Below are 16,515 nucleotides of genomic sequence, written 5' to 3' on the forward strand. Positions count from 1 at the left end.
GATTGAAACAAATAGTGAAGTGACATCAGTCACTTACTCACTATCTGATTCTCCGTTGTTTTGATGTACTTTTTTGTCAAACTCTGAGCTTGTTTCTTTCCGTCCTCGGGCGAGAAAGAGAAAAATGAAAGACTTTATCAAAACTCCGAGTAAAAATCGAGAAAGCTACACCTATACAGATATTCAAGGAAAATCTATCACTCTTAAAGCAGATGAAAATGAGATTACGCAAGAATGGATAAATGAACTACATCGAGCAGATGATAGATTTATCTACTCAAACAATAAAAATGCTAATCCTGATTTCCGCAAAAAATCAAACGTTCATGGAGATAAAAATTGGGTTCAATCTTTAGATAATACGGCTATCGCTACACAAGCAAATATTCCGCCTGTTGATTACGAATCACCTGAACAGTACTTACTCAATGACATTTGGGAGTTGCTCACTATCGAAGAAATAATTTTTATTAAACGTGTGAATACACGGGGAGAGTTATCAAAAATTGCTCGTGAAGAAAACGTGAGCCCCGAAGCAATTCGTAAACGAAGGGAAAAAATTTACAAAAAAATCAGAAAAAATTTCTAAAGTGGTTGAAAAACCACTTTTTTTGTCGCCGTTACTTATGTAAGGAGGTAAAACATCCAGCTCATGATGCAAACCGAGCGATTACAATTTATAAATTTATTCGATTCAGGAGGAATCATAATGAAAGCAAAATTTCAAAAACGTCAATCAGGTTATTCTTCAGAATTTGCTCAGAGTATCTTGGATTACTCAAAACCCATTCATTCGCTCAGTGTTGAGCTTGAGCCACAAATGAAATTTGTCGATAATCAACGGACAGGTGAAGTCGCGGCTTACAAGGCTTGGTTTTCTCAAAGCGGGCTTCCACCTTTTGAAGTCAAATTTGAAAATCAAATTAAGCTCCCTCCTTATTTATCAGTAGTTACTTTTGATGACATTCAAGCCTGTGAAGTCAGCTATAACATCTACTTTCGTGCCAATGATATTAAGGAAGTGAAATAATGACAAATAAACAACTCGAACAGTACTTGTTACAGAGTCTGAATATGGCACTAGGTTCACAGATTCAAGGAGAAACAAGTTACACGCAAAGTTTCGATTGTAAGGTTGGGGAAAATGGATTCTTATTCATTCCCCGCTTACCTTCGGGATATGTTATTGATAATGAACTCTATCAGAAAATTTTTCTTATTGCTAACGCTGCTTTGTATCCTCGTTATACGCTGTTGAAACAAAATTCAGCTTACTTTGTCCCTTTTGAAACAGATGATATTCACACTCAGCGTGGACTTTATTTTCCTTGGAAAAAAGGGATTTCAAAACGTCTGGTCATCTCTGATTTAGAACAATTCGCAAATTCTAATCTTGGAACAACCATCCCAATCATGGAAAACCTTGTCATTGATTATGAAAAGGTCACTTCAATTGCCATCGCTGGAAATAGCGGTTCTGGTAAATCTTACGCTTTGACCTATTTTTTATCCATGCTCAAGCCAATTTCAGATCTCATCATTATTGACCCTAAGTTTGATACACCATCAAGATGGGCAAGGCTTAATAATATTAAGGTTATCCATCCTGAACAAAATCGATCCAAATCTGATTTTGTTTCTCAAATCAATGAAGCATTAAGCGGTTGTTTACAACTCATTTATCAACGGCAAGAACTTCTTTATGATAACCCCGAACACAAATTTACACATTTAACGGTGGTTATTGATGAAGTTCTCGCTTTATCTGAGGGAACGAATAAAAATATCAAAGAATCATTCTTTTCGCTACTCTCGCAAATCGCATTACTTGGTCGAGCAACGAAAGTGCATCTCCTCTTAGTTTCTCAGCGCTTTGATTACAATTCAATCCCTGTATCCGTTCGTGAACAGCTTAATGTTTTATTGCAAGTAGGAAACATTAACAGTAAAACGGTGCAATTTTTGTTTCCAGACCTTAACCCTGATGGAATCGTTATTCCTGTTGGTGTGGGGACGGGCTTAATCATGGTTATTGATAATGAACACCCCTATGCTGTTTTGCCATTGCTCTGTCCAACCTACTACACAAAGAAAGGCATTCTATGAAAAAAACGTATTTTATCAAGACTTTCAACTTGACTAGAAAATTATTACTCCTCAATTTCATTGGGTTTGTAATCAGTATTTCAATTTATCTTTTTGAAATCTATTTTTCTGACAGCATTGTATCAATTCAATCAATACTTCCCTCTGAGTTCTATCCCTTCTTAGAAAAAGGAATCGAGTATTTAAACTTTGGAATAACTATTTTGACCTTTGCCATTTTAGTTTTGATTGGAGTTGAGCTTGTGAACCGTATATCAAACGATTCAGCTCAAAATTATTTCCGCTCAGTTTGGCGAACTCACACATTACGAAGATTTTTAATCCAAAGCGAACGCAAAGAATTATCCGAAGGTAATCAAAAAAGCACTTCTATCAACCCTATACTCCAAAATTTTAATCGTTCCGTACAAAAAGAGGTTGTAGATATAAGGAGAGATAAGATTTCCGTACTACTTTACGTCCCTAATAGCGGGCAAGCTCAAAAGATTTTATACGATATGGAAGCCCAAATTATAAAGGAAGTTTCGAGTTATAATCTGGATTACTATTTTTCAAAGCCTTATCGGGTAAAGAACAGAATTTGGATTATTGGGACAAGACGTTAAAACAGGTGGCGCTTGCCTTGCAAAGCAAAAGGCAAGAGCGCCACTTTTTATAAACATTATTGAGCTAATGGGGTTACTACGACCCCCATTAGCTCAATAATCAGTAATCAAAAACTATTACGAAAATCCCCAAAAAAATCTCCTGATAATCGAAAGGAAAAATATTATGAACGAAAAGAGAAAAGACCAACGTTCAAATAAATGGGCATTTCTTATCTACCAAGAATCTGCACCAGAGGACTATCTAGATATACTCGAAGAATTGCACGTTCCCTTTATTTTAAGTCCTTGGCATGATAGAGATATAAACCGCTTAACTGGCGAGTTTAAAAAATCCCATAAACACGGTGCATTATTCTTTGAAACCCTCAAAAGCTATTCACAGGTTTCAGATTTATTGACCGCAAAGCTTAACACACCTGCTCACGTTGAAGTCGTAATGAGTCCCAAAGGAATGTATGACTACTTTATTCATGCGGAAAATCCTGAAAAAACACTTTATAGTATTGACGATATTGAGTCTGGTTGTGGATTTGAGCTGGATAAATTTCTCGCAGAACAAGAATCTGGTGAATTATTGAATGAAATCATTGATTTGATCGAAAGTAATGACTTCACCGAATTTGAAGAATTAGTATATTATGCACGAGCAAATAACTATTTATTACTAAATTTAATAATCAATAAAACCTATTTCTTTGCAAAATTTCTTGATTCAAGGCGTCATAATCCAAGACGCAAAAAAACAAATAAAAAATGGAGATGATGAAAATGACTGAAAAAATCTATGCAAAAAAATCTGAAATTGCTGAGCTATTCAGCATTGCGCCTCATACTCTAGATAATATTTTGACGGAGGTTCGTAGGAATCCAGATTTTGAGAATATTATTCTCAAATGGGGTGTGAAATCCGTCAGAATAAACATTTCTGGATTTGAAGATTTCTTACGTTGGAAATCAGAGAATCGTCTTAAAAGCCTTTAAAAATATGCTATAATGAGAGTATCTATTTACTCTCTTTTTTAAAAGAAAAGAGAAAAACTATGAACATTAAAAAAATGCCAAATGGAAAATATCGTTTTCGTGAGAAATATCAAGATAAAGATGGTACCTGGCGTGAAGTCAGTATTACGATGAACTCCAAATCTCGAGAAGCTCAACGTGAAGCGTTTAATGCTATTGAAAGGAAGATTCAAGAAAAACTTCAAAAAGATGAAAAAGCCATTGTTCTAATCAAAGAGATGACGGTCAATGATGTTTTTGCTCAATCAACTAAAAAAAGAAAAATGGAACTTGCTCCTTCTTCTTATTATCAGGAAAATTGCTTCATCAACGTTTTCCTCAAACAATTTGGAAGCAGAAAAATCAAAGAAATAAAAGCTCGTGACTTACAAGACTACATAGTCAATAATTCAAAATCAGTCAAAACAATGCACGCTTTAAAACGTGGAATCAATAGTATTTTCAAATATGCTTATATCGCTGAATATATTGATTCTAATCCGATTGAACGCTTAGATTTACCTAAAGACAGCTGGACAAAGGAGAGTGCTGCAAAGCTAAAGCAAAAATTTTTTAGTTTGCAAGAATTCAATCTTCTTATTAAACAGATGAGGCATGATTCTCACGATGATGAAACTGAACGAAAAATAGACCTCATTGAATTTTTATTTTGGACAGGTCTTAGAATCGGGGAAGCACTTGGAGTGAAATGGTCTGATGTTGATATTCTTGACGGAAAACTTTCAATTACAAAAAGTTGGAACTTTAGAACAAACCAGCTTGGAAATGTTAAAACTGTTGATTCAGTTCGTGTGATTGATATTAACGCTCGTTGCGTTGAAATTGTTCAAAACTTTAGAATTTACAGGAGTGAATTTGTTTTTGCTACGTCAAAAAGTCCGCACATTCATTATACAGGTCTAACCCAATACTTGAAATATGAAGGTGCTAAAGCTCAACTTTTCGGAAAAAATCCTGATTATTTTTCCCTACACATGCTTCGACATTCTCACGTTACTTATTTGGTTGATATGGGTGTTCCTGAAAAAATGATTATGGAACGTGTTGGACACAAAGACCCTCGGATGATGATGGGAGTTTACACACATATTTTACCTGAAAATCGTGTAACCCTGCGCCAAGCCTTGGATTACAGCACTTCATGGGGACAAAATTTTGAGGAACAAAAAATCCCCAAGAAATCCCCAAAGATGATTGAACATCGTGAATCACGAGAAAAATAAAAAAGGATTCCCAGCCCTACTGTTATCGCATTTGTGAGCTGTTGATGAATCTTTCATGAAGCATGGAAATTGCAAAACAAAAAAGAGCACATAAGCTCCATACTTAGTGCTGCTACCGTCAGGTCCTGACACGCTTCGTAAGAAACTTATTGCTCCGAAATTTATTATAACATACTTCTTCTTGTTTTGACAAGCTTTGACTTTCTCTCAAAGATTTTGTCATTGACCTGATGCTTTCCGCCCTTTATAAACTTCCATAGCACGTTCATAATCTTCTTTCATGGTCGGAAATTGTTTCTTGATGGCATTTGCCCCGATGAAATAAAAGACAATCACCAAAATCAATATGACGAAATTTATCAAGGAAAGAATGGCTACAAGCATACTACTTTGGGGTTGCGCGATGAGCGTCATCACATAAAAAATTGACAACACATTGTAAACATAGTAAAGTATTGGGGCTACGTGACAGATTTTAGGTGCATGTATCCGTGCATAACCAATATGGGTGACAATAGCAAAGATAACAAGAATTAATCCTGCTGCATTGATCGTAAACCCAAGGAATACAGCAATAAAAAGGACAATCAGTCCAATAGGAATACTGATACTATTGAGCCACGCGCGATAAGGTGCTGTTTCTTCTTTGTAGCGCTGCTTGGGAGTTTTTTCCATGTCCATGAGGTGTCCTCGTTTTTCTATTTTATCCTTTGTATATGGTAACAAAAACTTGCAGAAAATTCCTCTAAAAAAGAACAGTTACACCTGCTCTTTTTTTTCTTTATTTCTTTTCCTGCGCTCTTGAAAAAAAACTTTCATGATATCAGCACACTCTGCTTCTAAAATGCCACTTTCCACAGTGACACGGTGGTTGAGCCGTTTATCTTCCAAGATTTGATACAAACTTACAGCTGCTCCAAACTTGGGATTTGTTGCGCCAAAGTATACTTGAGGAATGCGGGCTAAACCAATGGCTCCAGCACACATGACACAAGGTTCAATAGTAACAAACAAGGCACAGTCTAATAAGCGCCAGTTCCCCACAGCTTCGTTCGCAGCTTCAATCGCACAAATCTCCGCATGGTGAGTGGCACGTCCATCGAGCTCCCGCCGGTTAAAGCCGCGGGCGATTATTTCCCCTTCACGCACAATGACCACACCGATGGGCACTTCTTCATTTGCTGCTGCCTTGTGGGCTTCAAGCAGAGCCTGCTGCATGAAATATTCTTTTTCTTGCTGACTGAACTCCATTACACTGTCCATTTCATATGGGGCTGAGCCAAGTCCACCGGTATATTTCCAGCAACTTCCTGTGCTTCCTCACGTAATACTTGTAAATCTCCAACTTGTGGCAGGTGTGTGAGAATTAATTTTTTGACGTTGGCTTGTGCTGCTATTTCTCCTGCTTCTACACTGGACAAATGATTAGGCATCTTGGCTTTATCTTTGAAGAAATAAACGTCAGCCAACAAAATATCTGCATCTTTGGAAAAATCGACAAGTCCAGCAAAATAACCTGTATCGCCTGTATAAACCAAAACCTGTCCTGTTGCTCTCTCGACGATACGCATCGCGTAGCAAATGACTGGATGCACTGTTTTTAAGAATTGAATATCAAAGGGGCCGACAGATGTGCCTTTTTCGACATCATAAGCAATTCCTTCACTGACATTTTCCAAAGATAATTTTGAAAACTCATATTCATTTTCCTGATGGCCATAGATAGGCAAAATCTCTGGTTTCACTGTTTGCAACTGGCGGTATTGACGCAAAGCGCCCAAATCTGCTATGTGGTCTTCATGGTAGTGACTCAAGATGATCGCATCCAAATCATTGGGTGAAAGCTCATGCTCAAGTTCCGTCACAGCACGTGATCCTGCATCCAATAAAAGATTATATCCTTCTTCACTTTGCAATAAATAAGAAGTTGTTCCTGCATCACGTGTGGGATAACCGCCCCAAACACCAAGTGCTGTTAATTTCATATTTTCTCCTCTCTTTCAAACCTTAACATAAAGTAAACGATAATTAAAAATGTGCTAGATACAAGTAATGTCCAGTTGCCAAAGATATCGGCGCTATAAGTACCCAAGATAGTCCCTAGGAAGAAAGCACCAACCAGACTGGCAAAGACACGGAAATTTTGCAAGTAACGTTGCTCATGTGTCAACGCGTAATTCGTTAAGTTGACCATCGTTGATTTCAAATTCCCGGTCATCATGATACTTCCGTAAGGAAGCCCTCTTGTTTTACTGAAAGTATCGTGCTGAATGGCCATGAAGAATGATAAAAAGCCAACAAAAATGGAAACGGGCAATTTTAAAACCGTGGCATAGAGCAAGGTAAAAACAGTCACACCTGTCCACTGTAATAAAAGCAGATAAATCGTATCCGGTTTATTCTTCTTCATTAAGTAATAAGAATAAATATTTTTAAAAATTACCCCACAAGAAAAGAAGAGAACAGGAATGATAAAATCCGCTACACGTACAAAATTTCCTTTGGCTAAATAAACAGCCGCCTGTATCATATTCCCCGTTTGCATACCGATGAAGCGGCCATCAAAGTGGAAAAAGGAAAAAGCATCTATAAATCCCGCGTTCATCGCTAAGAGCGAGGCTACCCTTAGTTTTTCTCTCATTTCAGTGTTCATATACTTATTATAACATTCCTGTCTCGTTTTAGCTTCTCTACTGGCACAACCTCTTATTTCTACGGAGAGGCTTTTTTCTTTTAATTGCAAAATTGGCACTGGTAGAAAATATTAACTCCTCTTCTTTAAGGTGTAGAGCAAAAACAAAGTATTAAGAGGTTGAGTGGGAGAGTTACCAAGCCTGTATTACTTATTCTTTTAAAACCCTTATTCCAATTCTGCTCTCAACTAGGATAAAAATAACTTTTATCAGAACTCCTCTAAATGAGACAAAATTTGTATGGTATTGAAATTAATATACCTACGAGAAACCTTTATACATCCATCCCTGTTCATTTTATATTTTGTGGAAAGGTTAACTTCCCATAACATTTCTTTTCATTAAAATATTATGAGATAATGAGATAATAATAAAATTAAGAGACGAATAGAAGGAGGTAGCCCCATGATTAGCCATAAAACAACACATAAAGTAATTAGAGCTGCAGCACTAGGAATTTTACTTGGTGCGAATACCAAAGGAGTAGGAAATATCATAGTGAAAGCCAATTCCAAGCGTTCAGATGAATCTTCTTTAATCATTCCAGCAGATTTGAGTGCAGCTCTGGAAAATGATTTTGAATATATCTTCGCATTACAAGAGAAGCTACAAGCCAGTCAAATTCAGTGGAGTCTGGATTTAGAAATAAATTATCGCGATACTATTGATTTATACCTTCAAGAACTCTACTTATACAACCAAAAACTTAGTGAATTTAAAGCGAAGGTAGATTACTATCAAAATGCTCAAAATTCTCTGAGTAAAGAAGAATTGGATATACTTTTTGATGGTTTAGAATTAGATTATGAGATTTTGAAAGAAGCCCATGCTCTTATTCTTGCCGACTATAACTTGCTCAACCTTATTAAAGAGCAGCGAAATCAATTCTTTGAAGGTGAGGATATCACTTCTTGGATTTTGGCGCAGATGGGCTTTGATTACGAAAGTGGTCTACTTTACCAAGTCAATTATTCTTTTGTTCCATCAGAATGGCGACGTATCTTTGAGCAGGCAGGCAATTATAATTGGACATCTAAGGGGCATGCGGATATCTTTGATATGAGCATCTCCTTAAAAGGGAATCCCGAAAATAGTATTCCTTCCTTCTGTGCCTATTTAGGGTCTCACCACTTTGCAGGTGAAGGGACAGGGAATACAGGCGTAGGTTATCTCTTAGATGTAAGCCCTTTTGACAATGATTTTGCTTCCCAAAGTGGAAGAGATATGACACCAGAACAATATGCTCGTATTATTTCTGCCTATAATTACTTGTACGATACTTTTGGCCAACTTGATGGCAATTATAGGGCGATTACTCAAGTGACCACATGGATGTTACTGGATGATCAATTTACTTTTGAGACTATTCAAGAGGGAGAGGGAGGAAGCCTTGAGGTTCTGGACCAAAACAATCATATTACATCTTTTGGAGGCTTAACACAACAAGAAAGAGAAATCATTGAAGAAACGCTGCTTGCAGTTAACCAGGGCTATCAAGGCAAAGGACAGATCTATGCTTTCTTATATCTTGTGGGTGTTGGAGAGGATGGAGAAAGTCTTGCGGATCCTATGCAAGCACAACCTCAAATTGTGCCCATCTATACAACAGATGTTCCCTTAATCGCAGATTATTTACCGCCTGAATTTGTAGAATTTAAGTCCGTACGATATAATGAGCCAAAAGAACAAGAAAAAGAAAGAGAAAAAGAAATTGTCGTCAAGAAGCAGGAAAAGAAAAAAGATGTGCCAAAACAGTTAAAAGGGGAAATACCCCTCCCTCCTTTACACATCGAAGTGAACCCTTCTGCTCCTTCCGTACAGATTTCAGAGATAAAGATGAATCAGCTCCTTGCTGAAAATCAAAAGGTACAGGAGCTCCGAGAAGCATTACCTGAAACGGGCGAAAAAGACAAAAATCTTGTGCTAATAGGCGCAGGAACAGTAGGTTTAACTGCAGTTTTGATGGCTCTATATAGAAAAAATGAAAAAAATCGCTTTATAAATAAGAAATAAAGTAAGGAGGCAAGTATGGAGAAACGTTCAAATTTAATTCTTGTAGCAGTTGATGGGTCAGAACAATCTTACAAAGCCGTTCAAGAGGCAAATAAAATAGCCTGCCCAGAACTCGACCGACTGATCCTCCTTATGGTTAAGGATATGAGAAGGTTCTATGGAATTTCTAATGCAGGAGCGGAAGAAATTCCTGCGCTTGATAGGATTGCTAAACGAAGTCTCCTTGAAGCGGCGCGTCTGGTCAACCCTGAAATCACCTTTACGACCAAGGAGCTGACAGGGAATACCAAACGAAAACTTGTAGATTTTGCCAGAGAAGAGAAGGCAGATTTGATTGTTATGGGAGCAACGGGAGCTGATTTCTTTGAACATCTTCTTTTAGGTTCCGCCACACATTATGTTATTGATCATGCACCTTGTGATGTTTTGATTGTAAGGTGTATAACTTCAATTATAAACCTCCTCTACTTGAAGTAGGGGAGGTTTATTTCATGGTTCTACTTAAGAAAGTATCAATGTGTCAAGTTCCTGCAGGAACAAAAACGGTATCGGCTTCATTTACAGAAGGTTCAAAATCTAAATTATCTTCAGAAGGCCCTATTTGACAAAGCGCTCCACCTTCTTCGAAGCGTAGAAATGGATCAATACCCTTATGGACTTCTAAGCTGATGTCATCTACAGGTAAAGCTTGTCATGATTGTTTTGTAGTCTCTCGAGTAATTCTCCTAAGTATCTCTCGATATGAAAAAATAATCTCTCTTTTGAGTAGGTTACATTATTAAAATAAACCAAATTACCAAGTACTTGTACAATAGTGCCATCTTTTATATCTTATTGAGATATTTTTAATAAATTCTCTGTATTTAAACGACCACCTGTTGAACAAACGTCAGTTAAAGTTTCCTTTTTATCAACGGACTTCAATATATTTTTTTTAACTTTTCTGTAGTTAAGGCCTTATTTTGCGAAAGTGCTAATGCTACACTACCAGTAACATGTGGTGCAGCCATTGAAGTACCACTTTTGTTGCCATGTTCATTCCCTGGAAGTGTACTATATATATTATTTCCTGGAGCAAATAGGTCCACTCCCGTTTTACTATAGCTTGAACCTGAGCTTCGCTCATCATTTTCTTTAGAGTTACCTACTGTAATCATATTAGAAATATCTAAACACCCAGGGTAACGTGGGGTAGTCGCATAGTCTTCTCCTTGATTTCCTGCTGATGTAACAAAAAGTCCCGGATAATTCTCTATCGCATCTTCAAGAGAGTGACTATAACTAGATGAACTGATACTATAGTTGACTAAAGGATAGTTTTTCTCGGTTGCCCAATTAATAGCTTTGATGAAATTTGAATTTTTTCCTTTGTTAGCATCATCTAGTACACGTAGAGGAATCATTTCAATATTCCAATTTATTCCTGAAACCCCAACTCCATTATTAGTATCAGCACCAATCGTCCCCGCAACATGTGTGTCGTGGCTATATTCATCTTTTGGATCGTCATCATCATCTACAAAATCATATCCTTGGCTTGCATTTACGTTCCCTAATAAATCTTCATGAGTATAATCAATACCAGAATCTATAACTGCTACCTTTACTTCTGCAGATCCTGTATTCATATCCCATGCCTGAGGCATACTAATCTTTTCTAACCCCCATAATACTTTCCAGCTTGGATCATTAGGAATAATTCGTGTATTATTAAAGAAGTTAAATAAGTATTCATTAGACATCAATTGATGTTCAAAAATTGATTTTAGAGCGATTCTTGAAATTTTTAATTTCAAAGTGTAGCAATATAAATCTTTTGAATGACTACAAATTTGACTACATTTTCTTTGAAAATAATAGTTGTCGGATAAAGAAAAAATCCAGCTTAACTTTAAGCTGGATTTTTTCTTTAGATATTTTAAATATTTCTAAAATATCTAAATCGATTTCATTTGTAGTGGAATTATCTTTTTTATTAAAACTGTGCTATCTAAAGTAGGTATGATTTTTAGTGTTCAGAAAACCAAACTTTATTGACAAATCTTTTTATCATAATAAAATACCGAAGAGATTCAGTTCTCCTCGGTATTTTCATTATAGCTATAACTATTAAGTTATGAGCTTAATTTTTTGCTTAAATTTTCTTAAACACCTTTGTGACGAATTTCATGATGCTGGGTAAGTACTAAAAGTAGAGCATAAATAATACTTGTAAGTACGAGTAAAGTAACACTTAGAGGTATAGAAGATAAAGTATTTTGTTCAGAATAGCCTAAGATATATTTTAGGAAATCAATAATATGCATTTGTACTGTTTCTCCTCCCAATTGAATAAGTATTGCTGCAACGATAGGAATGCTCATGGCCAAAAGTAATACAATTATTTTTTTTAATCCTGTAAGCATATCATTTAACGTACCAATAAGTAAACCTAAAGATGAACAAAAGAAAAACAATACAAAAAGAAGGAGTATATTTACAAATAGGTTATCATTATAGTAGAACCCTTTAGAGATTATCATTACAGACAGATCTAGACTCTCAAATGATATTTTTGATAGAAAGAAAACTAATACTGAAGTCATAAGTGAAGTTATAGTAATACTTGTTAAATTTACTAAGAAAATATTGAAACGACTGAGACCATTCTGTATAAAAAATTTGAAATCTGACCCCCCACCGATAAATGAGATAATGATTGAAAATATTATTATAGGTATGGAAATATCCGCAGATAAATTTGTCTTTGCTCCCGAAACCAGAATTCCAATCACAGGGAAAGCTATACCAAATAAAATCCACCAAAGAAAAAAAATTCCAAGTGAAATAATTTGTTTCAAGAGTCTATATTCTACTGCTGTTTTATATCTCATCTATTTTGCCTTCTTTCTACTTGTTACTTTTTTAAAATAGTCTTGTAAACTCATTGGAGTTACTTTTATATTTCCCAGACTTTTTCTAGTTATATGTCCTTTTATATAAACTGTAGTTGCCCCACCTAATACTTCTTTATCCAACACTTGAACATCTTTAAGAAGATCTTCTATTTCGTTGGTTGATCCAGATAAAACATATGCTTCGTAAAGTAACTGCTCAAGCTCTTTATCATCAATGATTTTCCCTTTATCAAGAATAATCACTCGTTCCAATAAATTGGATATTTCTTCAATTAAATGAGTAGAAATTACGAATGTTCGTAATCTTTCCTGGTACGTATCAAGTAAAAAATTATAAAACATTTCGCGATGATTAGCATCTAAACCTAAGACAGGCTCATCAAGAAATATATATTCACATGGAACGCATAAAGCTACGATTAGCTTTGTAATACTGCGATATCCCGTAGATAATTTATTTAAGTGCTTAGAAGGATTTAATTCAAATTCTTCTAACATCTGATGTGCCAAGTCCCAATCAAATTCACCATAGAATTTTTCTGTTAGCTTAAATAACGAGTTTATCTTTAACTTAGAAGGGTACAAATCATCCTCACTCATTAAATATATTCTATTCAAATATTTTTCATTATCAAATATACTTTCTCCAGAAAGCTCTACTTTTCCTGTAGTTGAGAAAATTCTATTATTAATTATATTTAATAGAGTACTTTTTCCTGCTCCATTATTCCCCAACAATCCATAAATTTTTTGTGGCTCAATGTTAATTGAAACATTGTCTAGTATTATATTTTTTCCATATGTTTTACTTATTTCTTTTATCTTTAAACTCATCTTTCATAACCTCCTTTAATTAATCTGATTAACTGTTCTTGAGAAATGTTTAGTTTTTGTGCTTCTTCTAAGACGCTCAACAACTTTTGATTGATAAATTCAGTTTTTCTTTTTTCCATTAAAGTCTGTTGAGCTCCTCTTTTTACAAACATCCCAAGTCCCCTTTTTTTCTCAATTAAATTTTCTTCAACTAATTTATTCATCCCTTTTAATATAGTCGCTGGATTTATTTTATATAATTTAGAGATTTCTGTTGTTGAAGGAATTTGAGTCCCTTCTTCATAAGAGCCATTAAATATCCCTTCTGCTATCTCATCAGCAACTTGCTGGTATAAAGGGGCGTCCCCCTCAAAATTAAAGTCCATATTACTCCTTCTTCGTTCATCGGTTAATCACTTGTGTAACTAAGTATATAACACATTTATTAATTTGTCAACTCACAAGATTTTATCTCATTAAAAAAACACCGAAGAGTTGTTCATCTTTTAGGTGTTTTAGTTCATTACTATTAAGTCATGATTTGGTTTATATTTCAAAATCTAATTTTTATTTATTATTTTTAAATTTTTTGAAACGGAAAATAGAAGCAATAAGAGCAACCATTAGGAGAATTAGACCTGTCCCAACACTCATTAATGTCATTCTTTCATTTTCGCCAGTTTCAGGTAATGTATTGTGGGTTGATGAAAAAGGTACTGACTTATGAGTATTCTCTTTATGACTTGGTTTATTGTCAGCTGGAGTAGGCGTTAAAGGATTTACTTTATCTTTCGTATAAACATAGGTTACTGTTTGAGCTTTATCTGTGAAATCACCTGAGACAGCAGCACTATCTTTACCCATTTCTTTGAAGGTATAGCCATCAATATCTTTTTGTTCAGTAGTATATTTATCACCGATATTACCAGACTTCACGATATCATCTGAAATCTTATTGCCTTCTGTGTCGACGTACTTGGCTGTCACATCAGCCGCAGCTACTGGATTCTTAGTATAAACATAAGTAACGGTTTGATCTTTATCTGTGAAATCACCTGAGACAGCAGCACTATCTTTACCCATTTCTTTGAAGGTATAGCCATCAATATCTTTTTCTTCAGTAGTATACTTGTCACCGATATTACCAGACTTCACGACATCATCTGAAATCTTATTACCTTCTGTGTCGACGTACTTCGATATCACATCGGCTGCTTTTACTGGATTTTTTGTATAAACATAAGTCACTGTTTGGGGTGAATCTGTGAATTGACCTGTCGCATTGCCTTGTACTTCTTTGAAAGTATAACCTTCAATATCTTTTTGTTCAGTGCTGTAATTATCGCCTATTGCTCCAGATTTTACAACGTCATCCGAAATCTTATTGCCTTCCGTATCTACATACTTAACTGTTACATCTTTACCGCTTTGTTTATCTGTTATAGTTACAGTTATACTTCTACTTGAGCTATAACCTAATGAATTTTTAACTGAATAATCAACTTGATTGAGATAAACTCCAGAGGAATCTTTTTTAGATAATAAATCTTTATAATCTGTTATGATATTACCAGTTATATCTCCATCAATTGTATCTGTTGCTGTTACACCTGATGTCACTTTTTCTAAGATGTTTGTTGAAGTTAACTCACCAGAGTTATATGTTTTATTATTTGCAGTAATACTTGGAAAAATAACACTGCTTCCTCGAGTTGTAAAAATATTATTTAAAGGAAAAGATTCTTCTTTTGTAATAGTGCTTGCATTTTTTATCTGCAAGGTAGAATTAGAATTATAAATATCTCCATCGTCAGTTGCTAATGAGGTTAAGTTAATCACATATTTGTGATTAACTTTAATACTTGATTGTTCTGGACTAAGAAAGACAAATGAGACACTGTGAGTACCAGTAGTTGTAACTGTATAATCGCTTGTAGGGACTACAGAACCTGTAGTTGCATCTAACACTTCAATATTATTTAGGCTGATATTTCCTAAGCCTTTAGTTGAATGAATTTCATACGTAACTTCGTAGTGTTCATTACTATTCAATACTGTTTTTTGTTCAGGATTGATTTCAATATAATTTTGAATATCATTTGTATTCCTTGAGAAGATACCTGTACTTATATTATTAATAGATGTAGGGCTCTTGCCTACGAAAGTATTCGATAGACCACTTTTGGTAACACCCCAATACATATTCAACACACCATAACTAGGATCTGGGTTGTCTTTTTGGGGGATTATAATCTGATCGTTATTAACAACAACATCTGTAAATGTTCCATCAGTATTTTGTGATGATACACTTACTGGATAACTTGTGTTCTCAGGACCAATAATAGTAGTAAAAAAAGGTACTGAAATATCTGCCACTCCTATAATGTCTGCCTTTAAGGTGAAAGTAATCGTTCCTTGTTCCGCAGACACAGCAACGTCAAAAATGCTTGACAGAGTGGGGTCTGTAAAATTCCACCCACTATAATCTACTGCAGTTGGAGGAATTGCTACGATTATCTTCGTTCCTGCAGAAATGGTATTACCTACAGTATTGGTTAAATGAATTGTTCCTGTATATTGATCCCCTGTTGAGAACTCTGTGGCATTTGCGGAATATTCAACACTACCTGCTAAAATATTTCTTACACCTTTTTCATTGACAATATTCTTGGCCATGTTTTGAACTTCATTTGAAGTATTGACAGGTAACTCTGTATTTGCCGCTGACGTAATTGATGGTATGTAGGTTAAGGATAATATACCAATAGCAAGTATATTTTTAGATTTTTTCATGTGTTATTCTCCCTTAAAGTATCCAAAAAAGATTCGTTTTATCTAAACTTAAAAGTGAAAATTTCCCATGGTAATCAACTTTTTGATAATATTCCTTTTACTTTATATATTTTTCACAGATGTAATGAAATTTTTAAAGATATATTGTATAATTGTATTGAAAGCGTATTATGAATACATATAAGTATCAATAAAACGAATCTTTTATTGACAAATGTTTTTATTATAATAAAATACCGAAGAGATTAAGTTCTCCTCGGTATTTTCGTTACAATTATAGCTATTAAGATAGAAGCTCCTAAATAAAAAATTTATTTTTTCAGAAATTACAAATCCCATTCTAAAA

At 35.0% G+C, this 16,515-nt stretch carries 18 protein-coding genes and 1 other RNA gene; 9 read left to right on the plus strand and 10 right to left on the minus strand.

From position 1 onward, the window contains the following. Positions 1-124: 124 nt before the first annotated feature. From PYW30_RS06945 to PYW30_RS06975, 7 genes are all read left to right on the plus strand, one after another. A complete protein-coding gene (locus PYW30_RS06945; RefSeq protein WP_042218774.1) occupies positions 125-589 on the plus strand; it encodes a hypothetical protein in 465 nt (154 codons plus the stop codon). Positions 590-709: 120 nt separating this feature from the next. Next, entirely contained in the window at positions 710-1,030 is a 321-nt protein-coding gene (locus PYW30_RS06950; RefSeq protein WP_042218770.1) for a hypothetical protein, read from the plus strand. After that, complete coding sequence (locus PYW30_RS06955) at positions 1,030-2,106, plus strand: FtsK/SpoIIIE domain-containing protein (RefSeq protein WP_042218768.1); 1,077 nt, start codon at positions 1,030-1,032, stop codon at positions 2,104-2,106. The genes PYW30_RS06950 and PYW30_RS06955 overlap by 1 nt, the downstream gene beginning before the upstream one ends. After that, positions 2,103-2,711, plus strand: coding sequence for a hypothetical protein (locus tag PYW30_RS06960; protein ID WP_042218766.1), 609 nt, complete (start codon positions 2,103-2,105; stop codon positions 2,709-2,711). The genes PYW30_RS06955 and PYW30_RS06960 overlap by 4 nt, the downstream gene beginning before the upstream one ends. Positions 2,712-2,877: 166 nt before the next feature. Then, positions 2,878-3,477 (plus strand): replication protein, encoded by a 600-nt coding sequence (locus PYW30_RS06965; RefSeq protein WP_042218764.1) that lies wholly within the window; start codon positions 2,878-2,880, stop codon positions 3,475-3,477. A gap of 5 nt (positions 3,478-3,482) precedes the next feature. Next, entirely contained in the window at positions 3,483-3,695 is a 213-nt protein-coding gene (locus PYW30_RS06970) for a hypothetical protein (RefSeq protein WP_042218795.1), read from the plus strand. A 59-nt stretch (positions 3,696-3,754) separates the two neighbouring features. Further along, positions 3,755-4,957: a tyrosine-type recombinase/integrase gene (locus tag PYW30_RS06975; RefSeq protein WP_052370183.1), complete on the plus strand. Its 1,203-nt coding sequence runs from the start codon at positions 3,755-3,757 to the stop codon at positions 4,955-4,957. A 68-nt stretch (positions 4,958-5,025) separates the two neighbouring features. On the opposite strand, the gene ffs is transcribed toward PYW30_RS06975, so the two are convergent. The 5 genes from ffs to PYW30_RS07000 all read right to left on the minus strand — a co-directional run bounded on the left by ffs (position 5,026) and on the right by PYW30_RS07000 (position 7,610). Continuing rightward, positions 5,026-5,123, minus strand: an RNA gene (gene ffs, locus PYW30_RS06980) — signal recognition particle sRNA small type. A gap of 53 nt (positions 5,124-5,176) precedes the next feature. Further along, complete coding sequence (locus PYW30_RS06985; RefSeq protein ID WP_042218762.1) at positions 5,177-5,638, minus strand: hypothetical protein; 462 nt, start codon at positions 5,636-5,638, stop codon at positions 5,177-5,179. 78 nt (positions 5,639-5,716) lie between these two features. Then, a complete protein-coding gene (gene tadA / locus PYW30_RS06990) occupies positions 5,717-6,208 on the minus strand; it encodes a tRNA adenosine(34) deaminase TadA (RefSeq protein ID WP_031285782.1) in 492 nt (163 codons plus the stop codon). Further along, the gene (locus PYW30_RS06995) at positions 6,208-6,942 is read right to left on the minus strand and encodes an MBL fold metallo-hydrolase (protein WP_042218760.1); all 735 of its coding nucleotides are present in this window, start codon (positions 6,940-6,942) and stop codon (positions 6,208-6,210) included. Before PYW30_RS06995 ends, tadA begins: the two co-directional genes overlap by 1 nt. Continuing rightward, a complete protein-coding gene (locus PYW30_RS07000; protein WP_042218759.1) occupies positions 6,939-7,610 on the minus strand; it encodes a YoaK family protein in 672 nt (223 codons plus the stop codon). Before PYW30_RS07000 ends, PYW30_RS06995 begins: the two co-directional genes overlap by 4 nt. A gap of 445 nt (positions 7,611-8,055) precedes the next feature. On the opposite strand from PYW30_RS07000, the gene PYW30_RS07005 reads away from it, so the two are divergent. Then, a complete protein-coding gene (locus tag PYW30_RS07005) occupies positions 8,056-9,663 on the plus strand; it encodes an LPXTG cell wall anchor domain-containing protein (protein WP_232254551.1) in 1,608 nt (535 codons plus the stop codon). 15 nt (positions 9,664-9,678) lie between these two features. Beyond that, entirely contained in the window at positions 9,679-10,140 is a 462-nt protein-coding gene (locus PYW30_RS07010; RefSeq protein WP_042218757.1) for a universal stress protein, read from the plus strand. Positions 10,141-10,583: 443 nt separating this feature from the next. On the opposite strand, the gene PYW30_RS07020 is transcribed toward PYW30_RS07010, so the two are convergent. From PYW30_RS07020 to PYW30_RS07040, 5 genes are all read right to left on the minus strand, one after another. Then, positions 10,584-11,459 (minus strand): S8 family serine peptidase, encoded by an 876-nt coding sequence (locus PYW30_RS07020; protein WP_143467451.1) that lies wholly within the window; start codon positions 11,457-11,459, stop codon positions 10,584-10,586. Positions 11,460-11,807: 348 nt separating this feature from the next. Beyond that, positions 11,808-12,536, minus strand: a complete 729-nt coding sequence (locus PYW30_RS07025; protein ID WP_042218754.1) for a hypothetical protein — start codon at positions 12,534-12,536, stop codon at positions 11,808-11,810. Beyond that, a complete protein-coding gene (locus tag PYW30_RS07030) occupies positions 12,537-13,394 on the minus strand; it encodes an ATP-binding cassette domain-containing protein (protein WP_023889214.1) in 858 nt (285 codons plus the stop codon). Next, the gene (locus tag PYW30_RS07035) at positions 13,391-13,759 is read right to left on the minus strand and encodes a GntR family transcriptional regulator (RefSeq protein ID WP_023889215.1); all 369 of its coding nucleotides are present in this window, start codon (positions 13,757-13,759) and stop codon (positions 13,391-13,393) included. The genes PYW30_RS07030 and PYW30_RS07035 overlap by 4 nt, the downstream gene beginning before the upstream one ends. A 181-nt stretch (positions 13,760-13,940) precedes the next feature. After that, positions 13,941-16,169 (minus strand): MucBP domain-containing protein, encoded by a 2,229-nt coding sequence (locus tag PYW30_RS07040; protein ID WP_052370182.1) that lies wholly within the window; start codon positions 16,167-16,169, stop codon positions 13,941-13,943. Positions 16,170-16,515 lie beyond the last annotated feature (346 nt).

The organism is Lactococcus garvieae subsp. garvieae, assembly GCF_029024465.1.
Lineage (GTDB): Bacteria > Bacillota > Bacilli > Lactobacillales > Streptococcaceae > Lactococcus > Lactococcus garvieae.